Below are 12,931 nucleotides of genomic sequence, written 5' to 3' on the forward strand. Positions count from 1 at the left end.
GGGTCGAAACTATTCGATTTCGGCCCGGCCGTGTGGCGCTCGGTGACGATTGCCGTGCCGGCGATCGCCGCTAGGCCTGTCCCACCTCGAAACGCACAAACCGCGTCACGGTGATGCCGGCCTCGTCGAGCAGCGCCTTGACGGTCTTCTTGCTGTCGGACACCGACGGCTGCTCGAGCAGCACGACGTCCTTGAAGAAGCCGTTGACGCGGCCCTCGACGATCTTGGGCAACGCCTGTTCGGGTTTGCCCTCGTTCTTGGCGGTCTCTTCGGCGATGCGCCGTTCGTTGGCCACCACGTCCTCGGGCACGTCGTCGCGGGTCAGGTAACGAGCCTTGAGCGCGGCGATCTGCAGCGCGACCGCGTGCGCGGCCTCCTGGTCGGTGCCGCTGTATTCGACTAGCACGCCGACGGCCGGCGGCAGATCCGCCGACCGCTTGTGCAGATAGGTCTCCACGGTGCCGTCCAGGAACGCAACGCGGCGCAGCTCGAGCTTCTCGCCGATCTTGGCCGACAACTCGGCGATCGCCTGCTCGACGGTCTTGTCACCGACTTTGACAGCTTTGAGCGCGTCGACGTCGGCGGCCTTCGATGATGCCGCAGCCGCGACGATCTGGTCGGCGAGCTGCTGGAATTCGGCACTCTTGGCGACGAAGTCGGTCTCGGAGTTCAACTCGATCAACGCGCCGTCCTTGGCGGCGACCAGGCCTTCCGCGGTGGCCCGCTCAGCGCGCTTGCCGACGTCCTTGGCGCCCTTGATGCGCAGCGCCTCGACGGCCTTGTCGAAGTCCCCGTCGGATTCGGCCAACGCATTCTTGCAGTCGAGCATCCCGGCGCCGGTGAGCTCGCGAAGCCGCTTGACGTCGGCAGCGGTGTAGTTTGCCATCTCAGCCTTCCGTGTTGGTCGTATCGGTCTGCGCACCGGGCGCGGCCGGGGCATCGCCGGCGGGGGCCGTGGCGGCGGCGAGCAGCTCCTGCTCCCACTCGGCCAGCGGTTCGGCGGCTTCGGCTTCCGGCTTGCCGTCGCCGCGGCCCAGACCGGCGCGGGCCTGCAGGCCCTCGGCCACCGCCGAGGCGATCACCTTGGTCAGCAGCGCCGCCGAGCGGATCGCGTCGTCGTTGCCCGGGATCGGGTAGTCGACTTCGTCGGGGTCGCAGTTGGTGTCCAGGATCGCGATCACCGGGATGCCCAGCTTGCGGGCCTCGCCGACGGCGATGTGTTCCTTGTTGGTGTCGACGACCCAGATCGCCGACGGCACCTTGTTCATGTCCCGGATACCGCCGAGGCTGCGCTCCAGCTTGTTCTTTTCTCGAGTCAGCCCGAGGATCTCTTTTTTGGTGCGGCCCTCGAAGCCACCGGTCTGCTCCATCGCCTCGAGCTCTTTGAGGCGCTGCAACCGCTTGTGCACCGTGGAGAAGTTGGTCAGCATGCCGCCCAGCCAGCGCTGGTTCACGTAGGGCATGCCGACGCGGATGGCCTCGGCGGCAATGGACTCCTGCGCCTGCTTTTTGGTGCCGACGAACAAGATGGTGCCGCCGTGGGCGACGGTCTCCTTGACGAACTCGTACGCCTTGTCGATGAACGTCAGCGTCTGCTGCAGGTCGATGATGTAGATGCCGTTGCGGTCGGTGAAGATGAACCGCTTCATCTTGGGATTCCAGCGACGGGTCTGATGCCCGAAGTGGGTGCCGCTGTCAAGCAGCTGCTTCATGGTTACAACAGCCATGTGTATGCCTTTGTCGTCGGTTGTCGCCCGGCGACGGGTGAAGCCGGGCCCTGGTGTCCACGGGATACCGGCCCGGCTAAGCAATGCTTTAAACGGGACCGCGCGGCATCCGTCGGCTGTAGACACGCGAAGTCAGCCCGCTCTAAAGCGAGCTGCGTGCACGAGTTTACACGGTTCAAGCAGGTGCTTTGTCCACAGACCGGCTGGCGGGCCGGCCCGCTGCGCGCTGGACTGGCCCGATGCGGATCTTCGCAGTGCTCCTGGTCATGGTGTGCTGTGCTGCCCCGGCGGCGGCCGACGATGCGCGTCTGGACTGGCCGATGCGGCCGCCCCCGGCCGTTGTGCGCGGCTTCGATGCGCCCTCGCCAGATTGGCACCCGGGCCATCGAGGCGTTGACCTGGCCGGACGGGCCGGTCAGCCGGTGTACGCCGCGGGCAGCGCGACGGTGGTGTTCGCCGGGCTTTCCGGCGGGCGACCGGTGGTCTCGCTGGCCCATCCGGGCGGACTGCGCACCAGCTACCAGCCGGTGCGGGCCGCGGTGCGGGCCGGTCAGCGGGTGCGGAGCTCGACGGTGATCGGCGAACTGCTGGCCGATCACCCCGGCTGTGGCGCGGCGGCCTGCCTGCATTGGGGCGCCATGTGGGGTCCGGCGTCGCACGCGGACTACGTCGACCCGCTCGGGTTGCTCACGTCGACACCGATCCGGCTCAAGCCGCTGCACGGCTAGGGCGAGCGGTCAGGCCCGTGGATGGGCCTGGTCGTGGACCTTGCGCAGCCGGGCGACGGTGACGTGGGTGTAGAGCTGAGTGGTAGCCAGACTCGAGTGCCCGAGCAGCTCTTGCACCACACGCAGGTCCGCCCCGCCTTCGAGCAGGTGGGTGGCGGCGCTGTGCCGAAGCCCGTGCGGGCCTATGTCGGGCGCACCGTCGACCGCGGCCATGGTCTGATGCACGACGGTGCGGGCCTGGCGCACGTCGAGGCGCCGCCCGCGAGCACCCAACAGCAGCGCCGGCCCGGACTCCGCGGTGGCCAGTTCGGGACGCCCGTGGGCCAGCCACGCCTCGAACGCCTCGGCGGCGGGCCCGCCAAAGGGCGCGGTGCGCTGCTTGTCGCCCTTGCCCAGCACCCGCACCAGCCGATTGCCGGTGTCGACGTCGTCGATGTCCAGGCCGCACAGTTCGCTGACCCGGATGCCGGTGGCATACAGCAGCTCGACGATCAGCCGGTCGCGTAGTGCCAGCGGATCGCCTTGCTGCGAACCGGATTTCGCGGCTGCCATGGCGGCCAGCGCCTGGTCTTGGCGCAGCACCGCCGGCAGCGTGCGACGCGCTTTGGGCAGCTGCAGCCGCACGGCCGGGTCGGTGTCCAACAGGCCCTGCCGCACCGCCCACGCGGTGAACGCCTTGACCGCCGAGGTGCGCCGCGCCAGCGTCGTGCGGGCCGCACCGGCACCGGCTTGCGCCGCCAGCCAGGACCGCAGCAGCGGCAGGTTCAGCCCCCGCAGGCCAGCGCCGGGCGCGCGTTCGTCGAGGAAGGCGAACAGCGAGCGCAGATCGCCCAGATAGGCGCGGCGGGTGTGTTCCGAACGGCCGCGCTGCAGCGCCAGGTAGTCGTCGAACTGTTCGAGGATGGCCTGCACTCCCCCACGGTGGCAGACGCCGGGCCCGCGGCTCAGGTGACGCGCCGCAGCGCGTCGCGATCCAGATCGCCCAGCGTCGGATACCCGTCGACGGCCATGATCAGATCGGTCTCGGCCAGCAGTGCGCGCAGCACATGGACGATGCCGTCGGCGCCGCCGAGCGCCAGTCCGTAGGCGTAGGGCCGGCCGATGCCGACCGCCGTCGCGCCCAGGGCCAGCGCCTTGACGATGTCGGCGCCGCTGCGAACGCCCGAGTCGAACAGCACCGGCAGTCCATCGGCGGCGTCGACGACCTCCGCCAAACAGTCCAGCGCCGGCAGGCCGCCGTTGGCCTGCCGGCCCCCGTGGTTGGAGCAGTAGATGCCGTCGACGCCGCCGTCCTTGGCGCGGCGGGCGTCCTCGGGATGGCAGATGCCTTTGACGATCAGCGGCAGGCTGGTCAGCGAGCGCAGCCATGGCAGGTCATCCCAGGTCAGGGAATGTCCGAAGACCTGCACCCAGCGCAGCACGACAGCCTGGACGTCGTCTTCCGGCGCCTGCTGCAGGCCGGCCCGGAATACCGGATCGCTGGTGTAGTTGCTCAGGCAATGGCCGCGCAGCTGCGGGAAGTTGGCGGTGGACAGATCGCGTGGCCGCCAGCCGGGCACCCAGGTGTCGAGGGTCACGATGATGCCGCGGTAGCCGGCCGCCTCCGCGCGATGGACCAGGCTGGCGGCAAGATCTCGGTCGTTGGGTGTGTACAGCTGGAAAAACCCTGGCGTGTCGCCGAATTCGGCGGCGACATCTTCGAGCGGGTCGGCGGTCAAGGTGGAGACGACCATCGGCACGCCGGTGCGGGCGGCCGCGCGGGCGGACGCCAGATCGCCGTGGCCGTCCTGAGCGCAGATACCGATGACCCCGATCGGCGCCATGAATATCGGTGCGGGCAACGTCATCCCGAACAGTTCGACCGACAGGTCGCGTTCGGTGGCACCGACGAACATCCGCGGGATCAGCCCCCACCGCTCGAACGCCTCGCAATTGGCCCGCTGGGTGCGTTCGTCGCCGGCGCCGCCGGCCACATACGACCATACCGACGGCGGCATGGCGGCCTTTGCCTTGGCTTCCAACTCGCCGAATGCCATCGGCAGTGACGGCTGTACGCCGGACAGGCCCTGCAGGTAGATCTCGAACTGATAGTTCCCGTATGCCATGCAGTGAGGATGCCAGGTCAGCCGGCTGCCTCAGCCTCGGCGAGTTCCTTTTTCCACTGCCGGAACATCTCCTCGGTGCGGCCGCGACGCCAATAACCGGAGATCGACGCCCATTTCGCGTCGACTTCGCGGTCCTTTCGGATGTAGGGCCGCAGGTTGTGCATGACGGTCTGGGCCTCGCCGTGGATGAACGCGTGCACCTGCCCGGGTAGCCATTGGGTCGTGGTGACGGCCTCGATCAACGGGGCATGATCGCCGGCGCGGTCCTCGCCCACCAGGTCGGCGCGCCCGCCGCGGTAGATCCAGTTCACCGCCACGCCTTCCGGGGCTTTCAGCGGGATTTCGTGCTCGGGGCCGGCGATCTCGATGAAGGCCTTGCCGACGGCATCATCGGGTAGCGCTTCCAGCGCCACACTGATCGCCGGCAACGCCGATTCGTCGCCGGCGAACAGGTGCCAGTCGGCTGCCGGATCCGGGGCATACGCCCCGCTGGGACCCATCAAGTAGGCCGGCTGGCCGGGTTCGGCGGCGCCGGCCCATCGCCCGGCGGTGCCGTGTTCGCCGTGTACGACGATGTCGATGGCGATCTGCCGGGCGGCGCGGTCGACGCGGCGCACGGTCATGGTGCGGATGACCGGCTTTCGTTCGGATGGCAGCTCGGCGAAGCTGTCCAGCGTCAGCGGCTGCGGCAGCTCGGTCACATCGACGTCGTCGGCGATGAACACCAGCTTGACGTAGGAGTCGGTGAACTCGCTGGGCTTGAAGGTGTCGAAGCCTGCACCGCCGAGCACCACCCGGACCATGTGCGGCGTAAGTTCCTCGCTGCTTACCACTTCGAAGGTGTGCACTGGTCGACCGGCCACGTCGTCGACTATACGGTCACCGTTTTCGCGTCCGGACGATGCGCCATCGGCCATCCTCGCGTTCGGCTAACCCGGCGACTTCCAACATCGTCAACGGACCGAACACCTTCGCCGGCGCCAGCCCGGCGGCGACGGCGATCTCATCGACCGTCGCCAGTCCACGGCCGGGCAGCGCTTCATACACCTGCCGCTCAGCGTCGCTGAGCCCGTCCAGCGGCGTGGTTGGTCGGGATGGTTCGGCGGCCAACTCGCCGATGCGGCCTACGAGTTCAACGATGTCTGCGGCGCGGGTGATCACCTCGGCGCCGTCGCGCAACAGGACGTGGCAACCCGTCGATGCCGACGATGTCACCGGCCCCGGCACCGCCCCCACCACCCGGCCCAGCGCCCGGGCCCATGCGGCGGTGTTCGCCGCGCCGCTGCGCAGACCGGCTTCCACCACGATCGCCGCGCCCGCAAACGCCGCCACCAAACGGTTGCGGGTCAAGAACCGGTGCCGCGCCGGCCGCACACCGGGTGGATATTCGGTGACCAGCAGCCCGTGCCCGCCGATTCGATGGAGCAACGCGGAATGCCCTGCGGGATAAGGGATGTCGATACCACCGGCCAGCACGCCGACGGTTGTCCCATCCGCGGCGAGCGCGGCGCGATGCGCCGCACCGTCAATGCCGTAGGCCGCGCCGGAGACCACCGCCACGTCGTGTTCGACCAGCCCGGTGGCCAGGTCGGCCGCAATGTGCTCGCCGTACGCGGTGGAGGCCCGGGTGCCGACCACGGCGGCCGCCCGCTGGGTGAGGTCGTCGAGCCGTTCCGGGCCGACGGCCCACAACACCATCGGTGGCCTGCCCTGCGGTTTGCTCGCGGCGCCGACGCTGGTGAACGCGGTGAAGGCCAGCACCGGCCATTCGTCGTCCTCCGGCGTGATCAACCGCCCACCCCGACGGTGCAGCAAGTCGAGATCTTCTGCGGCACGGTCGATGTCGCGGCGTGCCTCGGTGTGTCGCGCCAGGGCGTCGTCGACGTGACCTCTGCGCACCATCTCGGCGGCTTCCGTCGGTCCCACCCGATCGACCAGGGCGGCCAGTTCCGCGCACGGCGCTTCGGCCACCCGGGACAGATACGCCCACGCTCGTGACGTCGCGTCGCTCATCGGGCCGTCCCGGCTTGGCGGAAGCTCAACGCGGTGGCCACCTCGTCAAGGCCGGGCGAGGTTCGCCCCGCCAGATCGGCCAGTGTCCAGGCGACTCGCAACGTGCGATCGAGGCCGCGAATGCTCAGCAGGCCGCGGTCCAGTGCTGTGCGCAACGGCTGCATTACGGCGTTGCCCAGCCGGAACTTTCGCCGTAGCAGCGGCCCGCTGACTTCCGCGTTGGTCGCAAAGCCGTGTGCTCGCCATCGCTCGGCGGCGGCGGCGCGCGCGGCTGCCACTCTTTCGCGTACCCGCGCCGTCGACTCGGCCTCAGTGACCGACAGAGCGCTCTTACGCACGGGATCCATTTCGACCCGCAGATCGACACGATCCAGCAGCGGTCCGGATAACCGCCCCAGGTAGCGGCGTTTTACCGCGGCCTTACAGATGCAGTCGCGCGGGTCGGCCGGTGCGCACGGACACGGGTTGGCCGCCATCACCAATTGGAAGCGGGCCGGGTACCGCGCCACCCCGTCGCGGCGGGCAAGCCGAATTTCGCCGTCTTCCAACGGTGTTCGCAGTGCCTCCAAAGCGCTGACACCGATCTCGGCGCACTCGTCGAGAAACAGCACCCCGCGGTGGGCGCGGCTCACGGCGCCGGGCCGAGCCAGCCCAGATCCGCCACCGACGAGTGCGGCGACGCTGGAGCTGTGATGCGGCGCCACAAACGGTGGCCTGGTAATCAACGGGGTGTCGTCCGATAGCAAGCCGGCCACCGAATGGATGGCGGTGACCTCCAGCGACTCGCTCTCCGACAGGGGCGGCAACAGGCCTGGCAGACGCTGCGCGAGCATGGTTTTGCCTACTCCCGGCGGGCCGGTCAACATCACATGGTGTGCCCCTGCGGCGGCGACTTCGATTGCGAATCGGGCTTGGGCCTGTCCCACGACATCGGCTAGGTCCGCCGACGGCTCCACCGTCGGGACAGCGCCGGTGATCCGCTCGGCCAGCCGGGCCGATCCGCCGAGCCATGCCCGCAACTGGCGGAGCGTCCGCACTCCCCACACCTCGATACCGTCGACCAGGCTGGCTTCGGCCAGGTTCTCCACCGGCACCACCACCGTCGGCCAGCCCTCGCCTTTGGCCGCGAGCACAGCCGGCAACACACCGCGGACCGGGCGGACGCGACCGTCCAGCGCCAACTCGCCCAGCAACACCGCCGTCTCCAGGCGGCGCCAGGGCGTTCTTCGCCGAGCCGACAACACGGCCGCGGCCAGCGCGATGTCATAAACCGAGCCCACCTTCGGCAGGGTGGCCGGCGACAGCGCCAGCGTGAGCCGGGCCTGCGGCCAGTCGTCGCCGCAGTTGGTGATCGCCGCGCGGACCCGGTCGCGGGACTCCTGTAACGCAGCGTCGGGCAGGCCGACCAGATGCACTCCCGGCAGACCCGAGGTGATGTGGGCCTCGATCTCCACGATCTGGCCGTCGAGACCGCGCACGGCGACCGAGAATGCCCGCCCCAGCGCCATCAGCCGACCCCCTGGACATGGCTGATCTCCGGGGTGCGGCGCCGGCCGATCCGCACGCCGATGACATCGATCCGGATCGCCGCCCAGCGCCGGTCCTGACTGGCCAGCCACGCTGCGGCGAGTCGGCGCAGCCGGCGCACCTTCTGCTCGGTCACCGCGTAGGCCAGGCCGCCGAAGCCGTCCCCGGTGCGGGTTTTGACTTCGACGAACACCACGGTGTTCGCGGCGGGGTCAACGGCGATCAGGTCAAGCTCGCCGTAGCGGCATCGCCAGTTACGCGTCAAGATCTGCAGCCCGAGCCTGCCCAGGTGCTCGGCGGCCAGCTGTTCGCCGAGTGCGCCCAGTTCGGCTCGCGTCAACGTCGTCATGGGCACACCCTGCGCGGGTGCGCCGACATAGCCGGTCCGTCATCAGGCCGCGGCGGCCAGTTATCCCCAATTGAACATTGATTCACAATCCCCGCGATTCACTGATTGATTGCGCGCTTAGCACTGCGCGACGTAGCATCGCCGAAAGGCGATGAAGCTCGCCTTAACCGCCGCACCTGGCTGATGGCTTCTACCCGTTGTCAACGGTGTAGGAGGGCGGGCAGCGGCGAATGAATCACCATTCCAACACCTTTCCCCGACATTCTGCGTTGAACGTTCCTGAAGCGCAGCGTGTTATATCCACGCGCGCTCCGCCACGAGATGCGTTGCAACCCAACACCTCGCCCAGATGTCTTCGAGAAAGACATCTCACGAAGTTAAGAGTCAAGCCGCGAGCGAGAGAGGAGGTGGAAACGCCAGGTGTTCGTTGTAGAGCCGGCCGGTCTGCAGGCAGTGGTGGAGTTGGCCGAGGAACTTGTTGAACAGGTGCCGTTGGGCTTGGTGGTTCCAGTCTCCGGCGGCGCGGCGGGCATCGTAGTGGCGGCGCGCGCCCGGCGAGGCGCGCAGCGATCCCAGTGCCCAGATCGGGCCGACGGCGGCCAGTCGCCGGTTCTTGATGTGGCGATGCAGGACAACGGTTTTCTTGCCGCTGGCGCGGGTGATGGGGGCGGATCCGGCGAAGGCTTTGAGTCCGCGGGCATCAGCGAAGCGGGTTCGGTCATCGCCGATCTCGGCGAGCACCCGGGCGCCGGCCAACATCCCCAGGCCGGGGAAGCTGGTGATGATCTTGGCGTCCGGGTGTTGCTCAAAATGGGCGATCGCCGCCTCGGCCAGCTCGTCGGCCGCGGTGCAGGCGGCCTCGAGTTGGCGCAACAACGCCGCCAGTTGGATGCCCATCGCGTTTTCCACGGCCGGCGGTTGGTGCAGGTAGGTGTCGGTGAACACGGCGCGCAACCGCTCGATATCGCGGTCGAGATGGCGTCGGCGGCCAGCTTTGGTCAGCAGTCGGCGCAGCCGGGCGGGAGTCAGCGTCGCCGCCTGCGTTGGGGTCGGCGCAGCGGCCAAGATGGTGCGGGCGTCGGCGCGGGCCAGTCCACCCTCGGGCAGCCCGGCGAACGCGGCGATGGCGGCCGGGTAGAAGTCTTTGAGCAGGTCGCGGATCTGGTTGCCGATCTGCTGACGCGCCCAAACCGCATCTTGCTGGGCGCGGGCGAGCACCCGGATGGCTTGGGCCAGCTCGGTGTCGGCGGGCAGCGGTCGGTGCGCGGCGGCATCGGTGCGCACGATATTGGCCAGCAGCACCGCATCGGTGGCATCGGATTTGGCCCCCGACACTGCATGCCGTGCCCGGTACCGCGAGGCCGCCAGTGGGTTGATCGGGTAGATCACCCGGCCGGTTTCGCGCAGCGCGGCCACCCACAGTCCGCGATCGGTTTCGATCCCCACCGGGATTGGATGCGCGGCGCTGTCACCGGCCTCAGCCAGCAGCGTCAACAGAGCCGCGAACCCGGCCGCATCATTGCTGACCCGTCCGCGGGCCACCACACGCCCGTCGTCGTCGATGACGGCGACATCGTGATGTTCAGTGGCCCAATCAATTCCACAAAACAAGCCCAAGGTGTCATCACTCCTTCGATCGATGGTTATGCCGTCACCGGTGGACTCACGCGGCGCCCTAATCGCGGGACTCTTAGGTCCGTCATCTCACTAGCCGTCCGTGACTCCAGCTCACCGCAGGACCTCGTTCTATCGAAGAGCTCAAGGCTCGGGAAACACAGTCGGGAGGTCAACCCTGCGGTGGGCTCGGGCAACGGCATCCCACCACCACCGGAGGTGATCTGCCGTCAGGCGCGCCGTTCTTTCTCTAGACGTCGAGCGTCGGGACAAACCAGGCATCACCTGACAGCAGACCAACCAGGAAACAGACCCTGGTCGCCACCACGACCAGCAATCCATCCCTACTAAACGATTAGGATCAACGATGTCTTTCGTAACTGCTCAGCCGGAAATGCTGACTGCGGCAGCGGCAAGCCTGCAGGCCATCGGCTCCGCGATGAACGCCCACAATGCCGCTGCAGCCGCCCCTACGACCGGGGTGGTTCCCGCGGCCGCCGATGAGGTGTCAGCGCTAACCGCAACGCAGTTCGCCGCGCATGCCCAGATGTATCAAGCCGTAAGCGCGCAAGCCGCTGCGATTCACGAGATGTTCGTCAGCACCTTGTTGACCAGCGCTGCATCGTATGCGACCACCGAGGCCGCCAACGCGGCAGCAACAGGCTGACACGGGAACAGCGGATGCTGGACTTTGGGGTCTATCCACCGGAGATCAATTCCGCCAGAATGTATTCCGGGCCAGGCTCGGGGCCGATGGTCGCGGCTGCAACGGCCTGGGATGCGCTGGCAGTCGAGCTGTACTCCACTGCAACGAATTACGAATTAGTCGTCTCCGAGCTGATCGGCACCGGCTGGCGAGGACCGGCGTCGTTGTCGATGGCTGCGGCGGCGAAACCGTTCGTGGCGTGGCTACACGCCACCGCAGCGCAGGCCGAGCAAACCGCCGCCCAAGCCAAGGAGGCCGCAGCAGCGTACGAGCTGGCCTTCGCGATGACGGTTCCGCCACCCGTCATCGCCGCTAACCGCGGCCTGCTAATGACTCTCGTGGCGACCAACTTCTTCGGACAGAACACCCCGGCGATCGCAGCCACCGAGGCGATTTACGCCGAGATGTGGATCCAGGACGCAGTGGCCATGTACGGATATGCGGGATCCTCAGCGGCGGCAAGCCAATTGAGCCCGTTTACCCGACCAAACTCCACCACTAACCAAAATGGGGTGGCGACTCAGTACGGGGCCGTCGCACACGCCACCAGTGCACTGCAGGAGCTCGCTGACCCCACCGCATCGCCGGATCCCCCTTCGCTCATGTCCGCGTACAGCACAGTGCTGACAGTCCCGAAGATTGTGAACACCGTGATGTCGACGAGCAGCGCCGTCACATCCGGGCGCGGCATTTTCATCCAGAATTCGCGGCTGGCGTTTCAGGAGGCTCAGGACGCAGGAAAGGCCGCCGGGCGCCTCGTGTCGACCGCTCCGATGCGGTTAGGCGGATCAACGGTGTGGGCGGGAATGGGCCGCTCCATCTCGGTCGGGACGTTGGCAGCCCCGCCCAATTGGGCCATCGCCGCGCCGGAGATCCGAAACGTCGCATTCGCATTGCCCGAGTCCTGCCCTGTCCCTGCTGCCACCACCGAGTCTCTCCTTCCGGGTAGTGCGTTCAGCCAGTCAGTTCTGGGGACCTTATCTCGGTGCGAATTCGACCGTCCTCGCGTGAGGACCAAACCCATCATCGTGCGCACACCGGCAGCAGGTTAGTAACCGCCCATCACTCAGAAAGGTTCTAAGACATGGACTTCGGAACGCTTCCCCCAGAAATCAACTCGGCCAGGATCTATTCCGGCCCTGGCTCGGGTCCCATGCTAGCCGCCGCCTCCGCGTGGGACCAGCTGGCCCACGAGCTGAATTCGTCCGCCGCCGCGTACGGGTTGGTGATCACAGGGCTGACGACAACCGAATGGCAGGGGCCGTCGTCGGCAATGATGGCGACTGCGCTCGCGCCGTATGTGGCATGGATGCACAACACCGCCGCTCAGGCGGAGCAGACCGCCGCCGGGGCCATCGCTGCCGCGGGCGCCTATCAGACAGCACACGCGATGACCGTGCCGCCACCACTGATCGAGGCAAATCGCACGCTGTTGATGTCACTCATCGCGAGCAACTTCTACGGGCAAAACAGCCCGGCGATTGCGGCCACCGAAACCGCCTATGACGAGATGTGGGCACAGGATGCCGCTGCGATGTATGGCTATGCCGCATCGTCGTCGACAGCGACGAGGCTGTCGCCCTTCACCGATCCGCCACGCACCACCGATTCGGCCGGCGTGGCCGCGCAGGCTGCTGCGCTTGCCCAGTCGGCCATAGGCCCGACGCAGGCCGCACCCACCGCGATCTCGCCTGTCGACATACTGACCAACACGACGGCCACCACTAGTGCAATCGCCTCGACCACCAGCGCGTCGTTCTCCGGATCTTCTATCGGGGTGACGAACAATGCGGTGGCGATCAACGCGATGCGCGACGCCGCCCAGGGGATCGGGCCCTTCCTGGCGGGTTCGGCAGGGCCTCTGGCACCGACCGGTCTTGCCGGTATCGGTGCGCCGCTGGTCTCGGCGGGCATGGGTCGAGCCAGCTTGGTCGGCACGCTGTCGGTGCCGCAAACCTGGGCGGCGACCTCCACGCTGCCGACTAGCCCTGCTGCAGCGTTACCGACTGCCGCCGCCGCAGTCGCTCCTGCTGCCTCGACGACAACGCCACCGGGCATGTTCGGCGAAGTGTTATTGGGTACCTTGGCCGGGCGCGGTGTCAGCCATGTGGCGGCAAGGATGCGCAGCAGCGTGATTCCCCGCTCGCCGGCCGCCGGTTGAC

At 67.9% G+C, this 12,931-nt stretch carries 12 protein-coding genes, 1 pseudogene and 1 riboswitch; of the genes and pseudogenes, 4 read left to right on the forward strand and 9 right to left on the reverse strand.

Annotated features, from left to right (window positions below; genetic code table 11):
* Positions 1-70 precede the first annotated feature (70 nt).
* Positions 71-886: a translation elongation factor Ts gene (tsf, locus tag MSP7336_RS20825; RefSeq protein WP_113964485.1), complete on the reverse strand. Its 816-nt coding sequence runs from the start codon at positions 884-886 to the stop codon at positions 71-73.
* Between the two features lies 1 nt (position 887).
* Positions 888-1,727 (reverse strand): 30S ribosomal protein S2, encoded by an 840-nt coding sequence (gene rpsB, locus MSP7336_RS20830; protein ID WP_069397798.1) that lies wholly within the window; start codon positions 1,725-1,727, stop codon positions 888-890.
* Positions 1,728-1,930: 203 nt separating this feature from the next.
* Here rpsB and MSP7336_RS20835 point away from each other — a divergent pair.
* Positions 1,931-2,446: pseudogene (locus tag MSP7336_RS20835) on the forward strand (M23 family metallopeptidase); the annotation flags it as partial.
* Positions 2,447-2,464: 18 nt separating this feature from the next.
* On the opposite strand, the gene MSP7336_RS20840 reads toward MSP7336_RS20835, so the two are convergent.
* From MSP7336_RS20840 to MSP7336_RS20870, 7 genes are all read right to left on the reverse strand, one after another.
* Complete coding sequence (locus MSP7336_RS20840; protein WP_113964487.1) at positions 2,465-3,367, reverse strand: tyrosine recombinase XerC; 903 nt, start codon at positions 3,365-3,367, stop codon at positions 2,465-2,467.
* 32 nt (positions 3,368-3,399) lie between these two features.
* Complete coding sequence (locus MSP7336_RS20845; protein ID WP_113964488.1) at positions 3,400-4,560, reverse strand: lactate 2-monooxygenase; 1,161 nt, start codon at positions 4,558-4,560, stop codon at positions 3,400-3,402.
* 17 nt (positions 4,561-4,577) lie between these two features.
* A complete protein-coding gene (locus MSP7336_RS20850; RefSeq protein WP_069397826.1) occupies positions 4,578-5,423 on the reverse strand; it encodes a siderophore-interacting protein in 846 nt (281 codons plus the stop codon).
* A 16-nt stretch (positions 5,424-5,439) separates the two neighbouring features.
* Positions 5,440-6,573 (reverse strand): DNA-processing protein DprA, encoded by a 1,134-nt coding sequence (gene dprA, locus MSP7336_RS20855; protein ID WP_113964489.1) that lies wholly within the window; start codon positions 6,571-6,573, stop codon positions 5,440-5,442.
* Positions 6,570-8,081 (reverse strand): YifB family Mg chelatase-like AAA ATPase, encoded by a 1,512-nt coding sequence (locus MSP7336_RS20860; protein WP_113964490.1) that lies wholly within the window; start codon positions 8,079-8,081, stop codon positions 6,570-6,572. Before MSP7336_RS20860 ends, dprA begins: the two co-directional genes overlap by 4 nt.
* Positions 8,081-8,449, reverse strand: a complete 369-nt coding sequence (locus MSP7336_RS20865) for a YraN family protein (protein ID WP_069397804.1) — start codon at positions 8,447-8,449, stop codon at positions 8,081-8,083. The genes MSP7336_RS20860 and MSP7336_RS20865 overlap by 1 nt, the downstream gene beginning before the upstream one ends.
* 138 nt (positions 8,450-8,587) lie before the next feature.
* Positions 8,588-8,649, forward strand: a riboswitch (Fluoride riboswitch).
* A 184-nt stretch (positions 8,650-8,833) separates the two neighbouring features.
* Complete coding sequence (locus MSP7336_RS20870; protein WP_181786972.1) at positions 8,834-10,060, reverse strand: IS110 family RNA-guided transposase; 1,227 nt, start codon at positions 10,058-10,060, stop codon at positions 8,834-8,836.
* Between the two features lie 370 nt (positions 10,061-10,430).
* On the opposite strand from MSP7336_RS20870, the gene MSP7336_RS20875 reads away from it, so the two are divergent.
* Genes MSP7336_RS20875 through MSP7336_RS20885 form a run of 3 tightly spaced genes read left to right on the forward strand, consistent with a single transcriptional unit; the run spans position 10,431 to position 12,930 of the window.
* A complete protein-coding gene (locus tag MSP7336_RS20875; protein ID WP_069397805.1) occupies positions 10,431-10,730 on the forward strand; it encodes a PE family protein in 300 nt (99 codons plus the stop codon).
* Between the two features lie 17 nt (positions 10,731-10,747).
* Positions 10,748-11,821, forward strand: a complete 1,074-nt coding sequence (locus tag MSP7336_RS24525; protein ID WP_415858493.1) for a PPE family protein — start codon at positions 10,748-10,750, stop codon at positions 11,819-11,821.
* A 32-nt stretch (positions 11,822-11,853) separates the two neighbouring features.
* Positions 11,854-12,930, forward strand: coding sequence for a PPE family protein (locus tag MSP7336_RS20885; RefSeq protein WP_069397806.1), 1,077 nt, complete (start codon positions 11,854-11,856; stop codon positions 12,928-12,930).
* Position 12,931 lies beyond the last annotated feature (1 nt).

It is taken from the genome of Mycobacterium shimoidei, assembly GCF_900417275.1.
Lineage (GTDB): Bacteria > Actinomycetota > Actinomycetes > Mycobacteriales > Mycobacteriaceae > Mycobacterium > Mycobacterium shimoidei.

Bases quoted from the DNA above. Each gene is read 5' to 3' on its own strand.
- MSP7336_RS20845 (WP_113964488.1), bottom strand. From the start codon at position 4,560: ATGGCATACGGGAACTATCAGTTCGAGATCTACCTGCAGGGCCTGTCC.
- tsf (WP_113964485.1), bottom strand. From the start codon at position 886: ATGGCAAACTACACCGCTGCCGACGTCAAGCGGCTTCGCGAGCTCACC.
- rpsB (WP_069397798.1), bottom strand. From the start codon at position 1,727: ATGGCTGTTGTAACCATGAAGCAGCTGCTTGACAGCGGCACCCACTTC.
- MSP7336_RS20885 (WP_069397806.1), top strand. From the start codon at position 11,854: ATGGACTTCGGAACGCTTCCCCCAGAAATCAACTCGGCCAGGATCTAT.
- MSP7336_RS20860 (WP_113964490.1), bottom strand. From the start codon at position 8,081: ATGGCGCTGGGGCGGGCATTCTCGGTCGCCGTGCGCGGTCTCGACGGC.
- dprA (WP_113964489.1), bottom strand. From the start codon at position 6,573: ATGAGCGACGCGACGTCACGAGCGTGGGCGTATCTGTCCCGGGTGGCC.
- MSP7336_RS20875 (WP_069397805.1), top strand. From the start codon at position 10,431: ATGTCTTTCGTAACTGCTCAGCCGGAAATGCTGACTGCGGCAGCGGCA.
- MSP7336_RS20865 (WP_069397804.1), bottom strand. From the start codon at position 8,449: ATGACGACGTTGACGCGAGCCGAACTGGGCGCACTCGGCGAACAGCTG.